This is a genomic window from Pseudoalteromonas sp. H71 (assembly GCF_001468485.1).
GTDB lineage: Bacteria > Pseudomonadota > Gammaproteobacteria > Enterobacterales > Alteromonadaceae > Pseudoalteromonas.
This window is the reverse complement of sequence record NZ_LODI01000045.1, coordinates 118,487-133,230: the sequence shown is the minus strand read 5'-3', so window position 1 is coordinate 133,230 and position 14,744 is coordinate 118,487. Positions and strand designations below refer to the sequence as shown.

Here is a 14,744-nt window from a genome sequence, read left to right as displayed (position 1 = left end):
AAGGATGCTATTTTGGCAAACGAATTAAATAGCCTTGATATTCAAGAAATCTTAGCTTTATTACCGCACCGTTACCCGATGCTTTTAATTGATCGTGTTATTGACTTTACCCCGGGTAAGTCATTGCATGCTATTAAAAATGTATCTATAAACGAGCCTATTTTTACTGGGCATTTTCCAAACCAGCCTATTTTCCCAGGTGTGCTAATATTAGAAGCAATGGCACAAGCCACTGGTCTTCTTGGTTTTAAAACAGTTGAAAATCGCAGTGAAGATGAGCTTTACTTATTTGCTGCAGTAGACAACGCACGTTTTAAACAACCGGTTGTCCCTGGCGATACATTGCATTTGCATGTAGAGTTTTTAAAAGAGCGCCGCAATATATGGAAGTTTGCTGCTGAAGCTAAAGTTGACGGCAAAGTAGTATGTAGTGCCGAAATTATGTGTGCGAGAAGAGAGTTTTAATAGTGATCCATTCTACAGCAATAATCGAACCTGGCGCTAAACTAGGCAACAATGTCTCAGTTGGTCCGTATAGTTATATAGGCAATGATGTTGTTATCGGTGATAACTGTATTATTGAGTCTCACGTTGTTGTCAAAGGACCTTCGACCATTGGTTCTGGAAATCATATTTTTCAATTTGCGTCTGTAGGCGAAGCTTGCCAAGACAAAAAATACAACAACGAACCAACGACATTAATCATTGGCGACAACAATGTTATTCGTGAATGTGCGACTATTCACCGTGGTACCATCCAGGACCAAGGTGTAACAAAAATTGGTAGCAACAATTTATTTATGGCTTACACACACGTAGCACATGACGCTGTGATTGGCGATAATGTGATCTTTGCTAATAATGCCAGCGTTGCAGGCCACGTTCATGTTGCTGATTGGGTTATATTAGGTGGTAACTCAGGTGTTCATCAATTTTGTAAAATTGGCGCGCATGCGTTTATTGGCATGTACTCTGGCGTAAATAAAGATGTACCGCCATTCGTGACCACGATTGGTATGCCAGCAGGTCCTGCTGCAATCAATAAAGAAGGTATGAAACGCCGTGGCTTTGAAAGCGATGAAATAATGGCAGTACGCCGTGCTTATAAAGCGTTTTATCGAAAGAGTTTAGGTGTTGACGAAGCAATTGCATCACTAAGTGAAGATGCTGCTAAGTACCCTGCAGTGCAAACCATGATAGACTTTGTAAAAAGCTCTGAGCGCGGCATTGTAAGATAATTACAAGCTTTGCTTTGAGTATTAAAAACCACCTAAGAGTAATTGCAGGTGGTTTTTTATTGCCTACAAAATGGCTCTCTTAAATAAATTCAGTACACACTCAGCTAAGCAAGGTTAACCTTTGCGCGAATTTTTATAATTAAAGCGCAGTTATGTCTCTTACTAAGTTAATTTTTATCCTCAGTTTTTTGTCAATTTTAGCTGCGTGTAGCAGTCAGCGTGTAGCTACCTCAGCTGATGGCGAGCGCAGCCAGTTAGGTAAAGCTTCCTATTACGCTAATAAATATCATGGCCGCACAACCGCAAACGGTGAGGTTTTTAGCCAAAATGCAGAAACAGCTGCGCATTTAGATTTACCCTTTGGTACTAAAGTAAAGGTAACTAACTTGGCAAATAACAAATCTGTAATTGTAAGAATAAACGACAGAGGGCCTTACGTAAGAGGGCGAGTGATTGATTTATCATTAGCTATGTTTAAAAAAATAGCCGACCCTAAGGTCGGCGTTATCGATGTATCAATCAGTGTATTAAAACCGGGTAGTTAGTGCTACATAATCTGGATAAGCGCTACTGAGCTCTTTATGAGAGCCTTGTGCAATCACTTTACCATCCTCTAACCATATAACATTATTCATTTGGCTAAGAAGAGCAGGGTCGTGGGTAATTGTAAGTACGCTTACGTTACTCATTACCTGCATAATGGCGTTCATTACGGTTTGCTTAGAATGGTTATCTAGCCCTTCTGTAGGTTCATCAAGTACTAAAATAGCGGGGTTTTGTAATAAAGCCTGAGCTATCGCTATACGCCTTGATTGCCCTTGAGATACATTACGCCCGCCAGTACCTAAACGTGTTTTTAAACCCGCTTTTAAACCATCAAACCAAGGTTTTAACTCTGCAAGTTTAATTGCTTCTAGCATTTCATCTTTTGTAGCATTTGGCGCAGCATAGCGTAAATTTTCACTCAGAGTGCCGTCAAAAATATGGTGCTGCTGCGCTAATATATTTATAACGCTTGCGCGGGTGTCATTGCTTAGTGAGTGCAGCTCTTGGGGGGTATTTTGATCACCCAACGTAATGCTGCCTTGCTGAAGTGGCCATAACCCAGTTAGCAAATTAACCAACGTGGTTTTACCACTCCCACTACGACCTACAATAGCCACTTTTTGCTGAGCTTTAAGGATAAAGCTAACGTTAGTTAATGCAGTATGCTCATCGTATTTATAGCTAATGTTATTAAGGGTTAGTGAGGTATTATTTTTATCATATTGGGTATCAATTAAAGCGACTTGATTGTTACTCTGAGTAGATACTTTATCTTGAAGTGTAAATAGTCGCTCTGCGGCTTTTAGTACATTAGGTAACTCAATAAATGCATTAGGCAGGAGTAATACGCTTTCAAAACTTGCCAATACAAATAGGCTTAGCATGGCAAGTTCTACATTTACCATGGCACCGGTGTATACCAACGGCACAATAGTAACGATGGCGCCTAGCATGGCTAGTTGCACTACGAGCAAGCTTAGGCCATCGCTATTTGCCAGTGCTTTATGGCGATTATAAAGTTGCTGATTGTACTGCTGATTCAATTTATTACATTTTGAAATTTGATCGTCACCTGCTTGGTAAATACTCAGTTCTCTAAGGCCTGTTAGCGTGTCAGAAAGTTCGGCTCTAAGTTGAGCACTTAGCTGCGTTTCTTTATGGCTATTTTTGTTTAACTTAATACTTAGTAAAGCCGGTAAAACAACACCAATTAATAAAATGCCAGTAAAACAAATAAGTGCAACGTTTGCATTGTAGGCCGCCATAAACACCATAATAATTGGTACGCTTAATAGCGCTACTAGCATAGGGAGTAAGATGTTTAAGTAAAATTTATCTAGGACGTCAACATCGTTTTGTAAGCGGTTTACTAAATCGGCGCTGCGGCTCATTGCTAAATCTACATTGTTTAGCTTACTTAGTGTTGCGAACATATTTACGCGAATTTCACTCAACAATAAAAAAGTCGCATTATGAGTAACTAAACGCTCAGCATAACGAGAAGCCGTTCTTACAATAGCTAAAAAACGTATTGTGCCAGCGGGTGTAAAGTAATTCATTTGCACGCCAGCAATACCTGCAGCTGCCATAGATGCCAAAAACCAGCCAGAAATAGCCAGTAGGCCAACGTTGGCAAGTACTGTAATTGTTGCTAACAGTGTACCGAGTAACATGGCTTTATAATGAGGGCGGCAGAGCTTTATCAATCTAATAAAGTTATTCATGGGCCACTCCTTGCTTAGTGGCATTTAGCAAATTATAAAACACGCCATGCTGAGTGCGTAGTTTTTCAAAGCTACCTTGCTCAGTGATCTTACCTTGGTCCATTACAATAATATTGTCGGCGTGTTTTACAGTATTTAATCTGTGTGCGATTACCAGTACTAAATTGTTCTTAGCGTACATATTAATGGCGTGTTGAATGTGTTGCTCTGTTTGGCTATCAAGGTGAGCTGTTGGCTCATCAAGCATTAAAATAGGGGCATTTTTTAAAAACGCACGGGCTAGTGCTATGCGTTGTTTTTGACCGCCAGAGAGGCCTTCACCTTGCTCACCTATTAACGTATCGAACCCACGTGGAAGTGAGTTTATAAATTCAAGCGCACCTGCTTGGTGTGCCGCTTGCTCAAGTTCGGGCTGTGTCGCATCAGGTTTAGCTAATAAAATGTTCGCACTAATGCTATCGTAAAATAAGGTCGGATTTTGAGGTATCCACGCAACCTGACTCTGAAGTTGGGTAATATTGTTTGCTGTTAATGGCAATCCGTTAATATAAATGCAGGGCATTACTTGGGCATGAAAGCCTAATAGGCAGTCAAATAAAGTGCTTTTCCCAGAGCCACTGTTACCCACAACTGCAACTAACCCTTTTTTTGGTAATGTTAGGGTTATATCGTGTATTCCTTCATTACTGTTTGGGTACGTATAACTAAGCTTTTTAATATCTATAGAATTAAGTTTATCTAGCCTAGAGCCTGTGATTGTATTTACAACAGAATCAGCCTCATTATTTGGTAGAGGCGCATTTAAAATAGTCACCATGTCCGCAGCAGCACTAATACCTTGCAAGCGGGCATGGTAATGGCTCCCTAATTGGCGTAAAGGTAGGTAAAATTCGGGGGCTAAAAGCAGTACTACAAAGCCTGTAGAAAAGTCGAGGGTGCCGAAAAACAGTCTAAAGCCAATAATAACAGCCACCAAGGCTACACTAATGGTAGCTAAAAACTCCAAAGCAAAAGACGATAAAAACGCAATTTTTAATACGCCTAGTGTTGTATGTCTAAAGTCATCAGAAATTTTAGCGATTTGTTTTAATTCGGTTTGCGTTGCGTTAAACAGTTTTAATTGTGTTAATCCCTGAACTCGATCAAAAAAGTAATTACCAAGCACTGCGAGTTGTTGCCAACGTTTTTGATTTAGAGCTTCTGCTTTAGAGCCGACTAAAATCATAAAAAAGGGAATAAGTGGGGCCGTTAATAAAAATATTAATCCCGCTTTATAATCGGTTGGAAAAATAACAACCAATATTGCCAGTGGAATAAGGGCACTGTAAGCAACACCAGGTAGATACTTTGCGTAATAGTCGTGAAGTTCTTCTACACCATTGTGTAATGTATTTAAGGTTGCGCCTTGACCGTGTTGCTCAATGTAACTAGGGCCCAGTAAACTTAATTTAGTTAAAAGTGTTTGGCGCATAACTGATTTGATTTTAAGTGCAGCCAATGCGCTTAGCCTTTCACTTAGTGCTAAAAAAATTGCTCGTAATAAAATAATGCCTGCAAGTGGCCAAAGTAAATGGGCTACTTGAGCAAGGCTTTCACCTTCAAACATTACATTATGAATAGTTTGAGCAAGTAAATAAGCACCTGTAATCATTAAAATGGCGTTAAAAGTACCTAGCGCAATACTGAGCTTTAACCATAATGAGGCGGGTTTACTTTGTGTTTTTAAAAAAGCGCGCAGTGTTTGCTGCTGCGCGCGATTTGGTCGGGGTTTAGTCGTCATTGTTGGTCGAGTTAGCCTCGTTCAATAAATCATGCATCGGTTGTTCATCATCAGCAATGCTGTTTTTATTTTGATGAAATTCATACCACATTACATTTATTACGCCTAAGGTACAGGCTAAAAGTACACCTAAAATCCAAGCAAAATACCACATAGTTTAGTCTCCTTAGTAGCTGCCATGAGTGTTAGTTTCAATTTCTTCTACGGTTACTCTGCGCCACATTTTTACGTAACACCATGTTGTGTAAGTTAAAATTAATGGTACAAAAATGGCCACGGCTACAAGCATAATGTTAAGTGTTTTATGGCTCGAAACGGCGTCCCAAATTGTTAAGCTAATATTAGGGTTGTTAATTGATGGCATAATAAACGGGAATAATGAAACGCCCGCAGTCATAATGACACCCACTAGCATAAGTGCTGTTGAAATAAGCCCTAACGCTGGTTTATTGAGCTTAGAAAAAATTAGCGCGCTCAGCGCCATTGCAAACGCCAAAATAGGAAAGGTCATTGTCCATGAGCGTTCTGCATAATTATTTAGCCAAGCCCCTTTTGCTGTTGTAACCACTTTAGCTAGCGGATCAGCATGGCCTTGAGTATCGCCCATAGACACAATTTGGTAGCCATTCAAATTAGCAACCCATGCCCCCGCAGCTGCAAATAAAATAATAAATGCAATTAATGCATAACGTCCATACTGGCCAGAACGCTGTGCAACTGCATCAGCCGTTCTAAGTTGTAACCACATACCAGCATGGGCAATTAACATAGCCACACTAATTAAACCTGCAAGCAGTGCGAATGGGTTTAGCAAGCCAAAAAATGAACCTTGGTAACTCACACGTAACAGGTTATCGATATTAAATGGGACACCTAAAAATAAATTACCAAATGCCACACCAAACACGAGTGCTGGAATAGCGCTACCTGCAAACAGGCCCCAATCCCAGTTATTACGCCAGCGTTTAGAGTCAATTTTAGAACGATAATCAAACCCAAGTGGTCTAAAAAAGAGGGCAAATAGTACAAGCATCATTGCAAAGTAAAAGCCCGAAAAAGCGGCGGCATACACCATGGGCCAAGCAGCAAATAACGCGCCACCGGCGGTAATGAACCATACTTGGTTACCATCCCAGTGCGCACCAATTGTGTTAATGACAGTGCGTCGTTCTAAATCTGTTTTACCTACTAGACGAAGGAGCATAGCAACCCCCATATCCATACCGTCGGTAATTGCAAAGCCGATTAAAAGCACCCCAATGATCAACCACCACAACATTTTTAATGTTTCATAATCAAAAATCATGATTATTCTCCTTTTGCTTGTGTGTTGTTTGGCAGCTCAAAATGATATTTACCAGTGTGTAATGAGCTAGGGCCTTTTTTAATAAAGTGAATCATTAACCAGCCTTCAACAATGGCAAGGCCTGTATAGAAAATAATGAAACCTGTTAAGCTAATTAAAATATCGTTGACCGTCAGTGATGACGTTGCTAAGAAGGTTGGCAATATTTCAGAAATAGCCCAAGGTTGGCGGCCATATTCTGCAACAATCCAGCCAAATTCAATCGCAATCCATGGCAATGGAATACTTAATACAGTGGCCCAAAGCAGCCAGCGTTTTTGTTCAATTATACGGTGTGCGTTGTAATAGAATGCTAATACAAACACCGCAAGCATAGCCACGCCACAGGCAACCATGATCCTAAACGACCAAAACATAGGGCCTACTTTTGGAAACGAATCTTTTACTGCTTTTTGAATTTGCTCATCTGTTGCATCAACAACATCTGATGTATATCGCTTAAGCAATAAGCCATAGCCTAAATCGTCTTTTACTGCGTCAAATTTAGCAATGTTTTCAGGCGTATCTTCGCCATTTCTGAGTTTAGTGAGGTAGCCATAAGCAATCATACCGTTACGAATACGTACTTCATGTTTTTTCTCTAGATCAGAGATGCCCATTACTTGCTCATCTAAAGAACGCGTAGCAATAATGCCCAATGCATAGGGTATTTTTACGGCTGCATGCGTTACTTGCTCTTCTGAGTCGGGAAAACCAAACGCAGTGAATGCAGCGGGCGCTTCTTCTGTATGCCACTCAGCTTCAATTGTCGCTAATTTTACTTTTTGAATTTCACCGACTTCGTAGCCTGATTCATCACCGAGTAAAATAACACATAAAATTGAGGCTAAGCCAAACCCCGATGCCACCGAAAATGACCGTTTAGCAAACGCTAAATCGCGGCCTCTGAGTATGTACCAGCTGCTTATGCCCAAAACAAACATAGATGCGGCAACATAGCCCGCCGACACGGTATGAATAAACTTAACCTGCGCTACGGGGTTAAATACCAGTTCTGCAAAACTGGTCATTTCCATACGCATTGTCTGGTAGTTAAACTCAGCCCCTACTGGATTTTGCATCCAACCATTCGCAATTAATATCCATAAAGCCGATAAGTTTGTGCCCAGCGCCATTAAAAAGGTAGCACCTAAATGTTGACGTTTAGACAGCCTATCCCACCCTAAGAAGAACATTCCCACAAAGGTTGATTCTAAAAAGAATGCCATTAACCCTTCAATAGCCAGAGGAGCACCAAATACATCGCCCACATAATGGGAGTAATAAGACCAGTTAGTGCCAAATTCAAATTCCATCGTGAGGCCTGTGGCAACACCAATGGCAAAGTTAATGCCAAATAACTTACCCCAAAACTTAGTCATATCACGATAAATTTCGCGACCAGTCATAACGTAAACTGATTCCATAATAACTAAGATCCAAGTCATACCTATTGTTAACGGTACAAATATGAAGTGAAAGAGTGCAGTAATGGCAAACTGCAGTCGCGATAGATCCACAAAGGTTTCATCTATCATTTTATGCTCCTTGAATGTGACGGATTAACTGGACAATGAGGTATTGGCAGAGTTAATTATTAAGTGAACTTTCAGTAATTACTGAAAGTTTGTAATATTATTCACACTTGTTCAATACTTGTCAACATATATTAGTAAAACTTAATATATTATTTGTATGCTACATCAGTATTAAAAGTAAACAACAATAGAGATTATATTTATAGATAAAAAACGAGTTGTTTAAAGCGTTTAATCACATACCAAAACGCGGTAAACTAAACTTATGACGCCCGATTTAAATATGAACCAAAAAGCAAATGACTAAAGAAAAAAAACAACTACGAATAGGTATAGTGGCAGGTGAACTGTCGGGCGATATTTTAGGCGAAGGCCTGATAAAAGCATTAAAAATATATTTTCCAGACGCCACCTTTGAAGGGATTGCAGGGCCAAAAATGCAGGCGCAAGGCTGTAAAACGCTTTACGATATGGATGAGCTATCGGTAATGGGGTTGGTTGAAGTGCTAGGGCGCTTGCCTCGATTACTTAAAATACGTAAGCAATTGGTTCAACATTTTGTAGATAATCCACCCGATGTATTTATTGGAATAGACGCCCCCGATTTTAACCTACGCGTTGAGAAACCGTTAAAAGAGGCTGGTATTAAGACCGTTCAATACGTGAGTCCGTCTGTTTGGGCATGGCGCGAAAAACGCATACATACAATAAGCGCTGCTACTAACTTAGTGCTTGCATTATTACCGTTTGAAAAAGAATTTTACGATAAGCACCAAGTACCGTGTACGTTTGTAGGGCACACATTAGCTGACGATATAGCGCTTGAGCACAACGACAGCCAAGCACGTGCGGAACTAGGGTTAAGTCTTGATGACAAAGTACTTGCGTTACTGCCAGGTAGCCGAGGCTCTGAAGTAGGCTTACTAAGCGAAACCTATATAAAGACAGCTGCGCAGTTACAAGCGCAAAACCCCAACCTTAAAATTGTAGTGCCGCTGGTAAACGAAAAGCGCAAAGCGCAGTTTACTGATATTTTAAATGCCACAGCACCTAGCCTTAATATTAGTTTGTTAGATGGGCAATCAAAATTAGCGATGCAAGCGGCAGATGCCATATTACTTGCATCAGGCACCGCCACGCTAGAAGGCATGCTCTATAAAAAGCCCATGGTAGTGGGTTATAAAATAAAGCCGATGAGTTATTGGATTTTTAAAACTTTATTCACCTTTAATATTAAGTATTTTTCACTGCCTAACTTATTGGCCGATGAAGAACTCGTGCCTGAATTTTTACAAAGCGAATGTAACGTAGCCAATTTAACAGGCGCACTTACACCTATGCTAGAGACAGATAACAAACAATTAAAAGCACGGTTTTTAGCAATTCATGAAAAAATTAGATTAAACGCCAGCAAACAAGCAGCGCAAGCTGTAGCGGAGTTAATACATGCAAATTGAACGACCTAATGTAACCTTAATTGCCGGTGTAGATGAAGTAGGGCGCGGCCCGCTTGTAGGTGATGTTGTTACCGCTGCGGTAATACTCGACCCAACTAAACCTATTGCAGGTTTAGCCGACTCTAAAAAGTTAACAGATAAAAAGCGCCAAGCATTGGCTTCAGAAATAAAAGAAAAAGCACTGTGCTATGCCTATGGGCGTTGCAGCCCATCAGAAATTGACGAGTTAAATATTTTACACGCTACCATGCTTGCTATGAGCCGCGCAGTTGAAGGGTTAAGCACACAGCCTGAATTTGTATTTATAGATGGTAATCGTTTACCGAAATTAACAATGCCGGCACAAGCGGTTGTTAAGGGCGATAGCCTAGTGGCTGAAATATCAGCAGCGTCTATTTTAGCTAAAGTAGCGCGTGATGATGAAATGGTTGAACTCGATGCACGCTACCCACAATATGGGTTTGCAGGGCATAAAGGTTACCCAACTAAAGCGCACTTTGCAGCGCTTGAGCAATACGGCGCAATTGACGAACACCGTAAAAGCTTTAAGCCTGTACAACGTGTGCTAATGCAAGCTAAGGGTGAGGCATAAACCATGGCTGCACCAGAGTTTGTACATTTAAGGGTTCACTCAGACTTTTCGATGGTTGATGGCTTAGCCAAAACCAAGCCAATAGTCGCTAAAGCGCAAGAGCTTGAAATGCCTGCGCTTGCTATTACCGATCAAATGAACTTTTGTGGTTTAGTGCGCTTTTATGGCGCCACGCACAATGCGGGTATAAAGCCGATTGTTGGCGCTGATTTTTGGCTGCGTAGCCCTGAATTCTCCGATGAACCATGCCGTATTACAATTTTAGCTAAAGACAATGTAGGTTATAAAAATATAACGCTATTAATTTCTGAAGCGTATCAGCGGGGTCATGTTTTTCATCGCCCAGTCATCGACAGAGAATGGTTAGCTAACCACAAAGAAGGGTTAATTATCCTATCTGGCGCGAAAGATGGTGATTTAGGTAAGGCGCTTTTAAAAAATAACCCTGGTGTTATTGAATCCGTTATTAGCTTTTACAAGCAGCACTTTAGCGATCATTACTATTTAGAATTGGTTCGCACAAATCGTCCACTTGAGGAAGACTACTTACACATGGCGGTAGAGCTTGCCGCTAAAGAGCAGTTACCCGTTGTAGCAACCAACGAAGTGGTATTTTTAAAGCCCGAAAATTTTGAAGCGCATGAGATTCGAGTTGCTATTTTTGATGGATACACCCTTGATGATAAGCGCCGTCCAAAACGTTTCTCAGAAGAACAGTACCTAAAAACGCCTGAGCAAATGGCTGAGCTATTTAGCGATATACCCGAAGCACTGCAAAATACTGTAGAAATAGCCAAACGCTGTAATGTGACTGTAAAGTTAGGCGAATACTTTTTGCCAGATTACCCAACAGGCTCTCTTAATATAGATGAGTTTTTGGTTAAAGTTTCAGAAGACGGCCTTGAAGAACGTCTCCAGTTTTTATTCCCAGATGAAGAAGACCGTAAAGTAAAACGTGTTGAATACGACGAACGTTTAGCAATAGAGCTTGGTGTAATTAACCAAATGGGTTTTCCTGGTTACTTCTTAATCGTAATGGAGTTTATTCAGTGGAGTAAGGATAACAATATTCCGGTAGGTCCAGGGCGTGGTTCGGGTGCGGGTTCATTAGTAGCATATGCACTTAAAATTACCGACCTCGATCCGCTTGAATTTGACTTACTCTTTGAGCGATTTCTAAACCCTGAACGTGTATCTATGCCCGATTTCGACGTCGATTTTTGTATGGATAGACGCGATGAAGTAATTGATCACGTATCGGCGCTTTATGGGCGGGACGCGGTATCGCAAATTATTACCTTTGGTACTATGGCGGCAAAAGCGGTAATACGCGATGTAGGCCGTGTACTTGGCCACCCTTATGGCTTTGTTGATCGTATTTCAAAGATGATCCCAGGCGATCCAGGGATGACCCTTGCCAAAGCTTTTGAAGTAGAGCCGCGCTTACAAGAAGCCTACGACGGCGACTCTGAGGTAAAAGATTTAATAGACATGTGTCGCATCCTCGAAGGGTGTACGCGTAATGCCGGTAAACACGCCGGTGGTGTTGTAATATCGCCGACCACCATTACCGACTTTGCTGCACTTTATTGTGACGATGAAGGTAAGTTTCCGGTTACCCAGTTTGATAAAAACGACGTAGAAACCGCAGGCCTTGTTAAGTTCGATTTCTTGGGCTTACGTACCTTGACCATTTTGCAGTGGGCAGTAGATATGACCAACGTGCGCATGCAGCGCGAAGGCAAAGATCCTGTTGATATCAACACCATTCCACTGGATGATAAAAAAAGCATAGAGCTATTACTGCGCGCCGAAACAACGGCAGTGTTTCAGCTAGAATCGCGCGGCATGAAAGACCTAGTACGCCGCCTTAAGCCCGATTGTTTTGAGGATATGATTGCACTCGTGGCGTTGTTTCGCCCAGGGCCACTGCAATCAGGCATGGTAGATAACTTTATTGACCGAAAACTCGGCCGAGAAGAAATCTCATACCCAGATGCGCAATACCAACACGAAAGCTTAAAACCAATACTTGATCCGACATACGGCATTATTTTGTATCAAGAACAAGTAATGCAAATAGCGCAAGTGCTCGCAGGCTATACGTTGGGTGGCGCTGATATGTTACGCCGTGCAATGGGTAAGAAAAAACCCGAAGAAATGGCAAAGCAGCGTTCAACGTTTGAAGATGGCGCGCGTAATAATGGTATTGACGGCGAACTAGCCATTAAAATCTTCGACTTGGTAGAAAAGTTCGCAGGTTATGGTTTTAATAAATCTCACTCCGCGGCCTATGCATTGGTGTCGTACCAAACACTGTGGATGAAAACGCACCATCCGGCAGAGTTTATGGCTGCAGTAATGTCTGCTGATATGGATAACACCGATAAAATAGTAATTTTGGTGGATGAGTGTGAAAACATGAAACTCACCTTATTACCGCCCGATGTAAACGCGGGTGAGTTTAAGTTTACGGTAAATTTGCAAGGTGAAATTGTTTACGGTATTGGCGCTATTAAAGGCGTGGGCGAAGCGCCCGTAGACGCTATTTTAGAAGCGCGCGCAAAAGGTGGCCCGTTTAAAGATTTATTTGATTTTTGTGCTCGCGTTGACTTGAAACGCTTAAATAAACGGGTTACTGAAAAATTAATTTATGCCGGCGCGCTTGACCAATTAGGGCCAGAGAAAACCCAAGCAGGGCGTGCAACGTTACTGGCAAGTTTAAAAGATGCCATGCGCGCAGCCGATCAGCACAACAAGGCAGAGCAACTAGGGCAAAGTGATTTATTTGGTTTATTAGCCACCGAGCCTGATGAAGTTGAGCAAGCCTTTATTAAGGCGACGGGGCTGACCGACAACGAGTGGTTAGAGGGTGAAAAAGACACGCTAGGTCTTTATTTAACAGGGCATCCGATAAATCAGTACCGAAAAGAACTTAGGTATTACACCAGCGGAAAGCTGGTGGATTTACAACCAACTAATCGTGATGTACTCTCAACCGCTGCTGGTTTGGTTATTTCTGCTCGCACCTTAATTAATAAAAAAGGGAACCGCTGGGGCTTAATAACTTTAGATGACAAGAGCGCCCGTATTGATGTACGCTTGTTCCCAGAACAGTTTGAAATGTACCAAGAAATGCTGCAAGTTAATAATATCTTGGTAATATCTGGACAGGTCAGCTTTGATAACTTCTCTGGTGGCATTACAATGACCGCCAGAGAAATAAACACCATTGCTCAAGCGCGTGAAAAACGCATTAAAGCGATTAAAATGACGCTGAACATGGTGCAAATCGAGGCAGGTTTCTTCGATAAATTACAAAAAGTACTCGAACCTTATAAAATGGGAACGTGTCCGATCAAGGTTTATTACCAACGCCCCGATGCGTTGGCGCAATTAACCCTAGGGATCGAATGGTGTGTCACGCCGAGCGACGACTTAATTCATAAGTTATCACTTATGGCGGCACAAAATGTAGAACTAGAATTTAACTGATTAGGTAGTTTAGAGCATGAGCCTCAATTATCTTGATTTTGAGCTTCCAATTGCAGAATTAGAAGCAAAAATTGAAGAATTACAAAGCATAAGCCGCGCTGGCGAGTTAGACCTTGAGTTAGAAGAGGAAGTCAGCAAATTAAAAGAAAAAAGTGCTAAACAAAAAGAGGAAATATTCTCAAATTTAGGCGCTTGGCAAGTATCACAGTTAGCACGTCATCCGTTGCGTCCTTACACTCGAGACTATATCGAGCGCATTTTTACGGAATTTGACGAGTTTGCAGGCGATCGTACATTTGCTAATGATCCGGCTATTTTAGGCGGTGTTGCACGTTTAGATGGCGAACCAGTGATGGTTATTGGCCAACAAAAAGGGCGTGACACAGCTGAAAAAATCAAACGCAATTTTGGCATGCCAAAACCAGAAGGTTACCGTAAAGCACTACGCTTAATGGAAATGGCTGAGCGCTTCAAAATGCCAATTATGACCTTTATCGACACACCAGGTGCCTACCCAGGTGTGGGCGCTGAAGAGCGTGGTCAGTCTGAAGCAATCGCACGTAACCTTAAAGTAATGGCTGCACTTAAAGTGCCCACTATTTGTACGGTTATTGGTGAAGGCGGTTCAGGTGGTGCATTAGCCATTGGTGTTGGCGACAGAGTTAACATGTTGCAATACAGCACGTACTCGGTGATTTCGCCAGAAGGGTGTGCATCAATTTTATGGAAAAGCGCAGACAAAGCACCACTTGCAGCAGAAGCCATGGGTGTAACGGCAGAGCGCGTTAAAGAGTTAGACTTAATCAATAACTTAGTTGATGAGCCTTTGGGTGGCGCGCACCGCAATTACGATGCAATGGCGCGTAACTTAAAAACGCGTTTAAAGCGTGATTTAGCAGACTTACAAGCGCTTTCGCTTGAAGACATGCTTGATCAACGTTACAAGCGTTTAATGTCGTTTGGTTACTGCTAACAGTAATTACTGATATTAAATGTTAAAAAAAGCCGCCTATGCGGCTTTTTTGTTTT

At 41.6% G+C, this 14,744-nt stretch carries 12 protein-coding genes; 7 read left to right on the top strand and 5 right to left on the bottom strand.

Going from position 1 to position 14,744, the window contains the following annotated elements; genetic code table 11:
* Window positions 1-12: 12 nt before the first annotated feature.
* The 3 genes from fabZ to ATS71_RS15945 all read left to right on the top strand — a co-directional run bounded on the left by fabZ (window position 13) and on the right by ATS71_RS15945 (window position 1,783).
* Window positions 13-465, top strand: a complete 453-nt coding sequence (fabZ, locus tag ATS71_RS15955) for a 3-hydroxyacyl-ACP dehydratase FabZ (protein WP_058405706.1) — start codon at window positions 13-15, stop codon at window positions 463-465.
* A 2-nt stretch (window positions 466-467) separates the two neighbouring features.
* Window positions 468-1,238, top strand: a complete 771-nt coding sequence (gene lpxA, locus ATS71_RS15950; RefSeq protein WP_058405705.1) for an acyl-ACP--UDP-N-acetylglucosamine O-acyltransferase — start codon at window positions 468-470, stop codon at window positions 1,236-1,238.
* A gap of 152 nt (window positions 1,239-1,390) precedes the next feature.
* The gene (locus ATS71_RS15945; RefSeq protein WP_058405704.1) at window positions 1,391-1,783 is read left to right on the top strand and encodes a septal ring lytic transglycosylase RlpA family protein; all 393 of its coding nucleotides are present in this window, start codon (window positions 1,391-1,393) and stop codon (window positions 1,781-1,783) included.
* On the opposite strand, the gene cydC is transcribed toward ATS71_RS15945, so the two are convergent.
* Genes cydC through ATS71_RS15920 form a run of 5 tightly spaced genes read right to left on the bottom strand, consistent with a single transcriptional unit; the run spans window position 1,766 to window position 8,171 of the window.
* Window positions 1,766-3,508, bottom strand: a complete 1,743-nt coding sequence (cydC, locus tag ATS71_RS15940; protein WP_058405703.1) for a thiol reductant ABC exporter subunit CydC — start codon at window positions 3,506-3,508, stop codon at window positions 1,766-1,768. The genes ATS71_RS15945 and cydC overlap by 18 nt on opposite strands.
* Complete coding sequence (cydD, locus tag ATS71_RS15935) at window positions 3,501-5,288, bottom strand: thiol reductant ABC exporter subunit CydD (RefSeq protein WP_058405702.1); 1,788 nt, start codon at window positions 5,286-5,288, stop codon at window positions 3,501-3,503. The genes cydC and cydD overlap by 8 nt, the downstream gene beginning before the upstream one ends.
* A complete protein-coding gene (gene cydX / locus ATS71_RS15930; protein ID WP_006793620.1) occupies window positions 5,278-5,442 on the bottom strand; it encodes a cytochrome bd-I oxidase subunit CydX in 165 nt (54 codons plus the stop codon). Before cydX ends, cydD begins: the two co-directional genes overlap by 11 nt.
* Before the next feature lie 12 nt (window positions 5,443-5,454).
* On the bottom strand, window positions 5,455-6,594 hold the full coding sequence (gene cydB, locus ATS71_RS15925) for a cytochrome d ubiquinol oxidase subunit II (RefSeq protein ID WP_058405701.1): 1,140 nt from the start codon (window positions 6,592-6,594) through the stop codon (window positions 5,455-5,457).
* A 2-nt stretch (window positions 6,595-6,596) separates the two neighbouring features.
* Window positions 6,597-8,171 carry a cytochrome ubiquinol oxidase subunit I gene (locus ATS71_RS15920; protein ID WP_058405700.1) on the bottom strand — a complete coding sequence of 525 codons (1,575 nt, stop codon included), beginning with the start codon at window positions 8,169-8,171 and terminating at the stop codon, window positions 6,597-6,599.
* A 299-nt stretch (window positions 8,172-8,470) separates the two neighbouring features.
* On the opposite strand from ATS71_RS15920, the gene lpxB reads away from it, so the two are divergent.
* The 4 genes from lpxB to accA are packed head-to-tail and all read left to right on the top strand — an operon-like array spanning window position 8,471 to window position 14,688.
* A complete protein-coding gene (gene lpxB / locus ATS71_RS15915) occupies window positions 8,471-9,628 on the top strand; it encodes a lipid-A-disaccharide synthase (RefSeq protein WP_058405699.1) in 1,158 nt (385 codons plus the stop codon).
* Window positions 9,618-10,220 (top strand): ribonuclease HII, encoded by a 603-nt coding sequence (gene rnhB / locus ATS71_RS15910; protein ID WP_058405698.1) that lies wholly within the window; start codon window positions 9,618-9,620, stop codon window positions 10,218-10,220. The genes lpxB and rnhB overlap by 11 nt, the downstream gene beginning before the upstream one ends.
* A gap of 3 nt (window positions 10,221-10,223) precedes the next feature.
* Complete coding sequence (gene dnaE / locus ATS71_RS15905) at window positions 10,224-13,715, top strand: DNA polymerase III subunit alpha (protein ID WP_058405697.1); 3,492 nt, start codon at window positions 10,224-10,226, stop codon at window positions 13,713-13,715.
* Between the two features lie 16 nt (window positions 13,716-13,731).
* Window positions 13,732-14,688, top strand: coding sequence for an acetyl-CoA carboxylase carboxyl transferase subunit alpha (gene accA, locus ATS71_RS15900; RefSeq protein WP_006793614.1), 957 nt, complete (start codon window positions 13,732-13,734; stop codon window positions 14,686-14,688).
* The last annotated feature ends 56 nt before the right edge of the window (window positions 14,689-14,744 follow it).

Bases quoted from the DNA above. Each gene is read 5' to 3' on its own strand.
- rnhB (WP_058405698.1), top strand. From the start codon at position 9,618: ATGCAAATTGAACGACCTAATGTAACCTTAATTGCCGGTGTAGATGAA.
- dnaE (WP_058405697.1), top strand. From the start codon at position 10,224: ATGGCTGCACCAGAGTTTGTACATTTAAGGGTTCACTCAGACTTTTCG.
- cydC (WP_058405703.1), bottom strand. From the start codon at position 3,508: ATGAATAACTTTATTAGATTGATAAAGCTCTGCCGCCCTCATTATAAA.
- cydD (WP_058405702.1), bottom strand. From the start codon at position 5,288: ATGACGACTAAACCCCGACCAAATCGCGCGCAGCAGCAAACACTGCGC.
- cydB (WP_058405701.1), bottom strand. From the start codon at position 6,594: ATGATTTTTGATTATGAAACATTAAAAATGTTGTGGTGGTTGATCATT.
- ATS71_RS15945 (WP_058405704.1), top strand. From the start codon at position 1,391: ATGTCTCTTACTAAGTTAATTTTTATCCTCAGTTTTTTGTCAATTTTA.
- accA (WP_006793614.1), top strand. From the start codon at position 13,732: ATGAGCCTCAATTATCTTGATTTTGAGCTTCCAATTGCAGAATTAGAA.
- lpxB (WP_058405699.1), top strand. From the start codon at position 8,471: ATGACTAAAGAAAAAAAACAACTACGAATAGGTATAGTGGCAGGTGAA.
- cydX (WP_006793620.1), bottom strand. From the start codon at position 5,442: ATGTGGTATTTTGCTTGGATTTTAGGTGTACTTTTAGCCTGTACCTTA.
- ATS71_RS15920 (WP_058405700.1), bottom strand. From the start codon at position 8,171: ATGATAGATGAAACCTTTGTGGATCTATCGCGACTGCAGTTTGCCATT.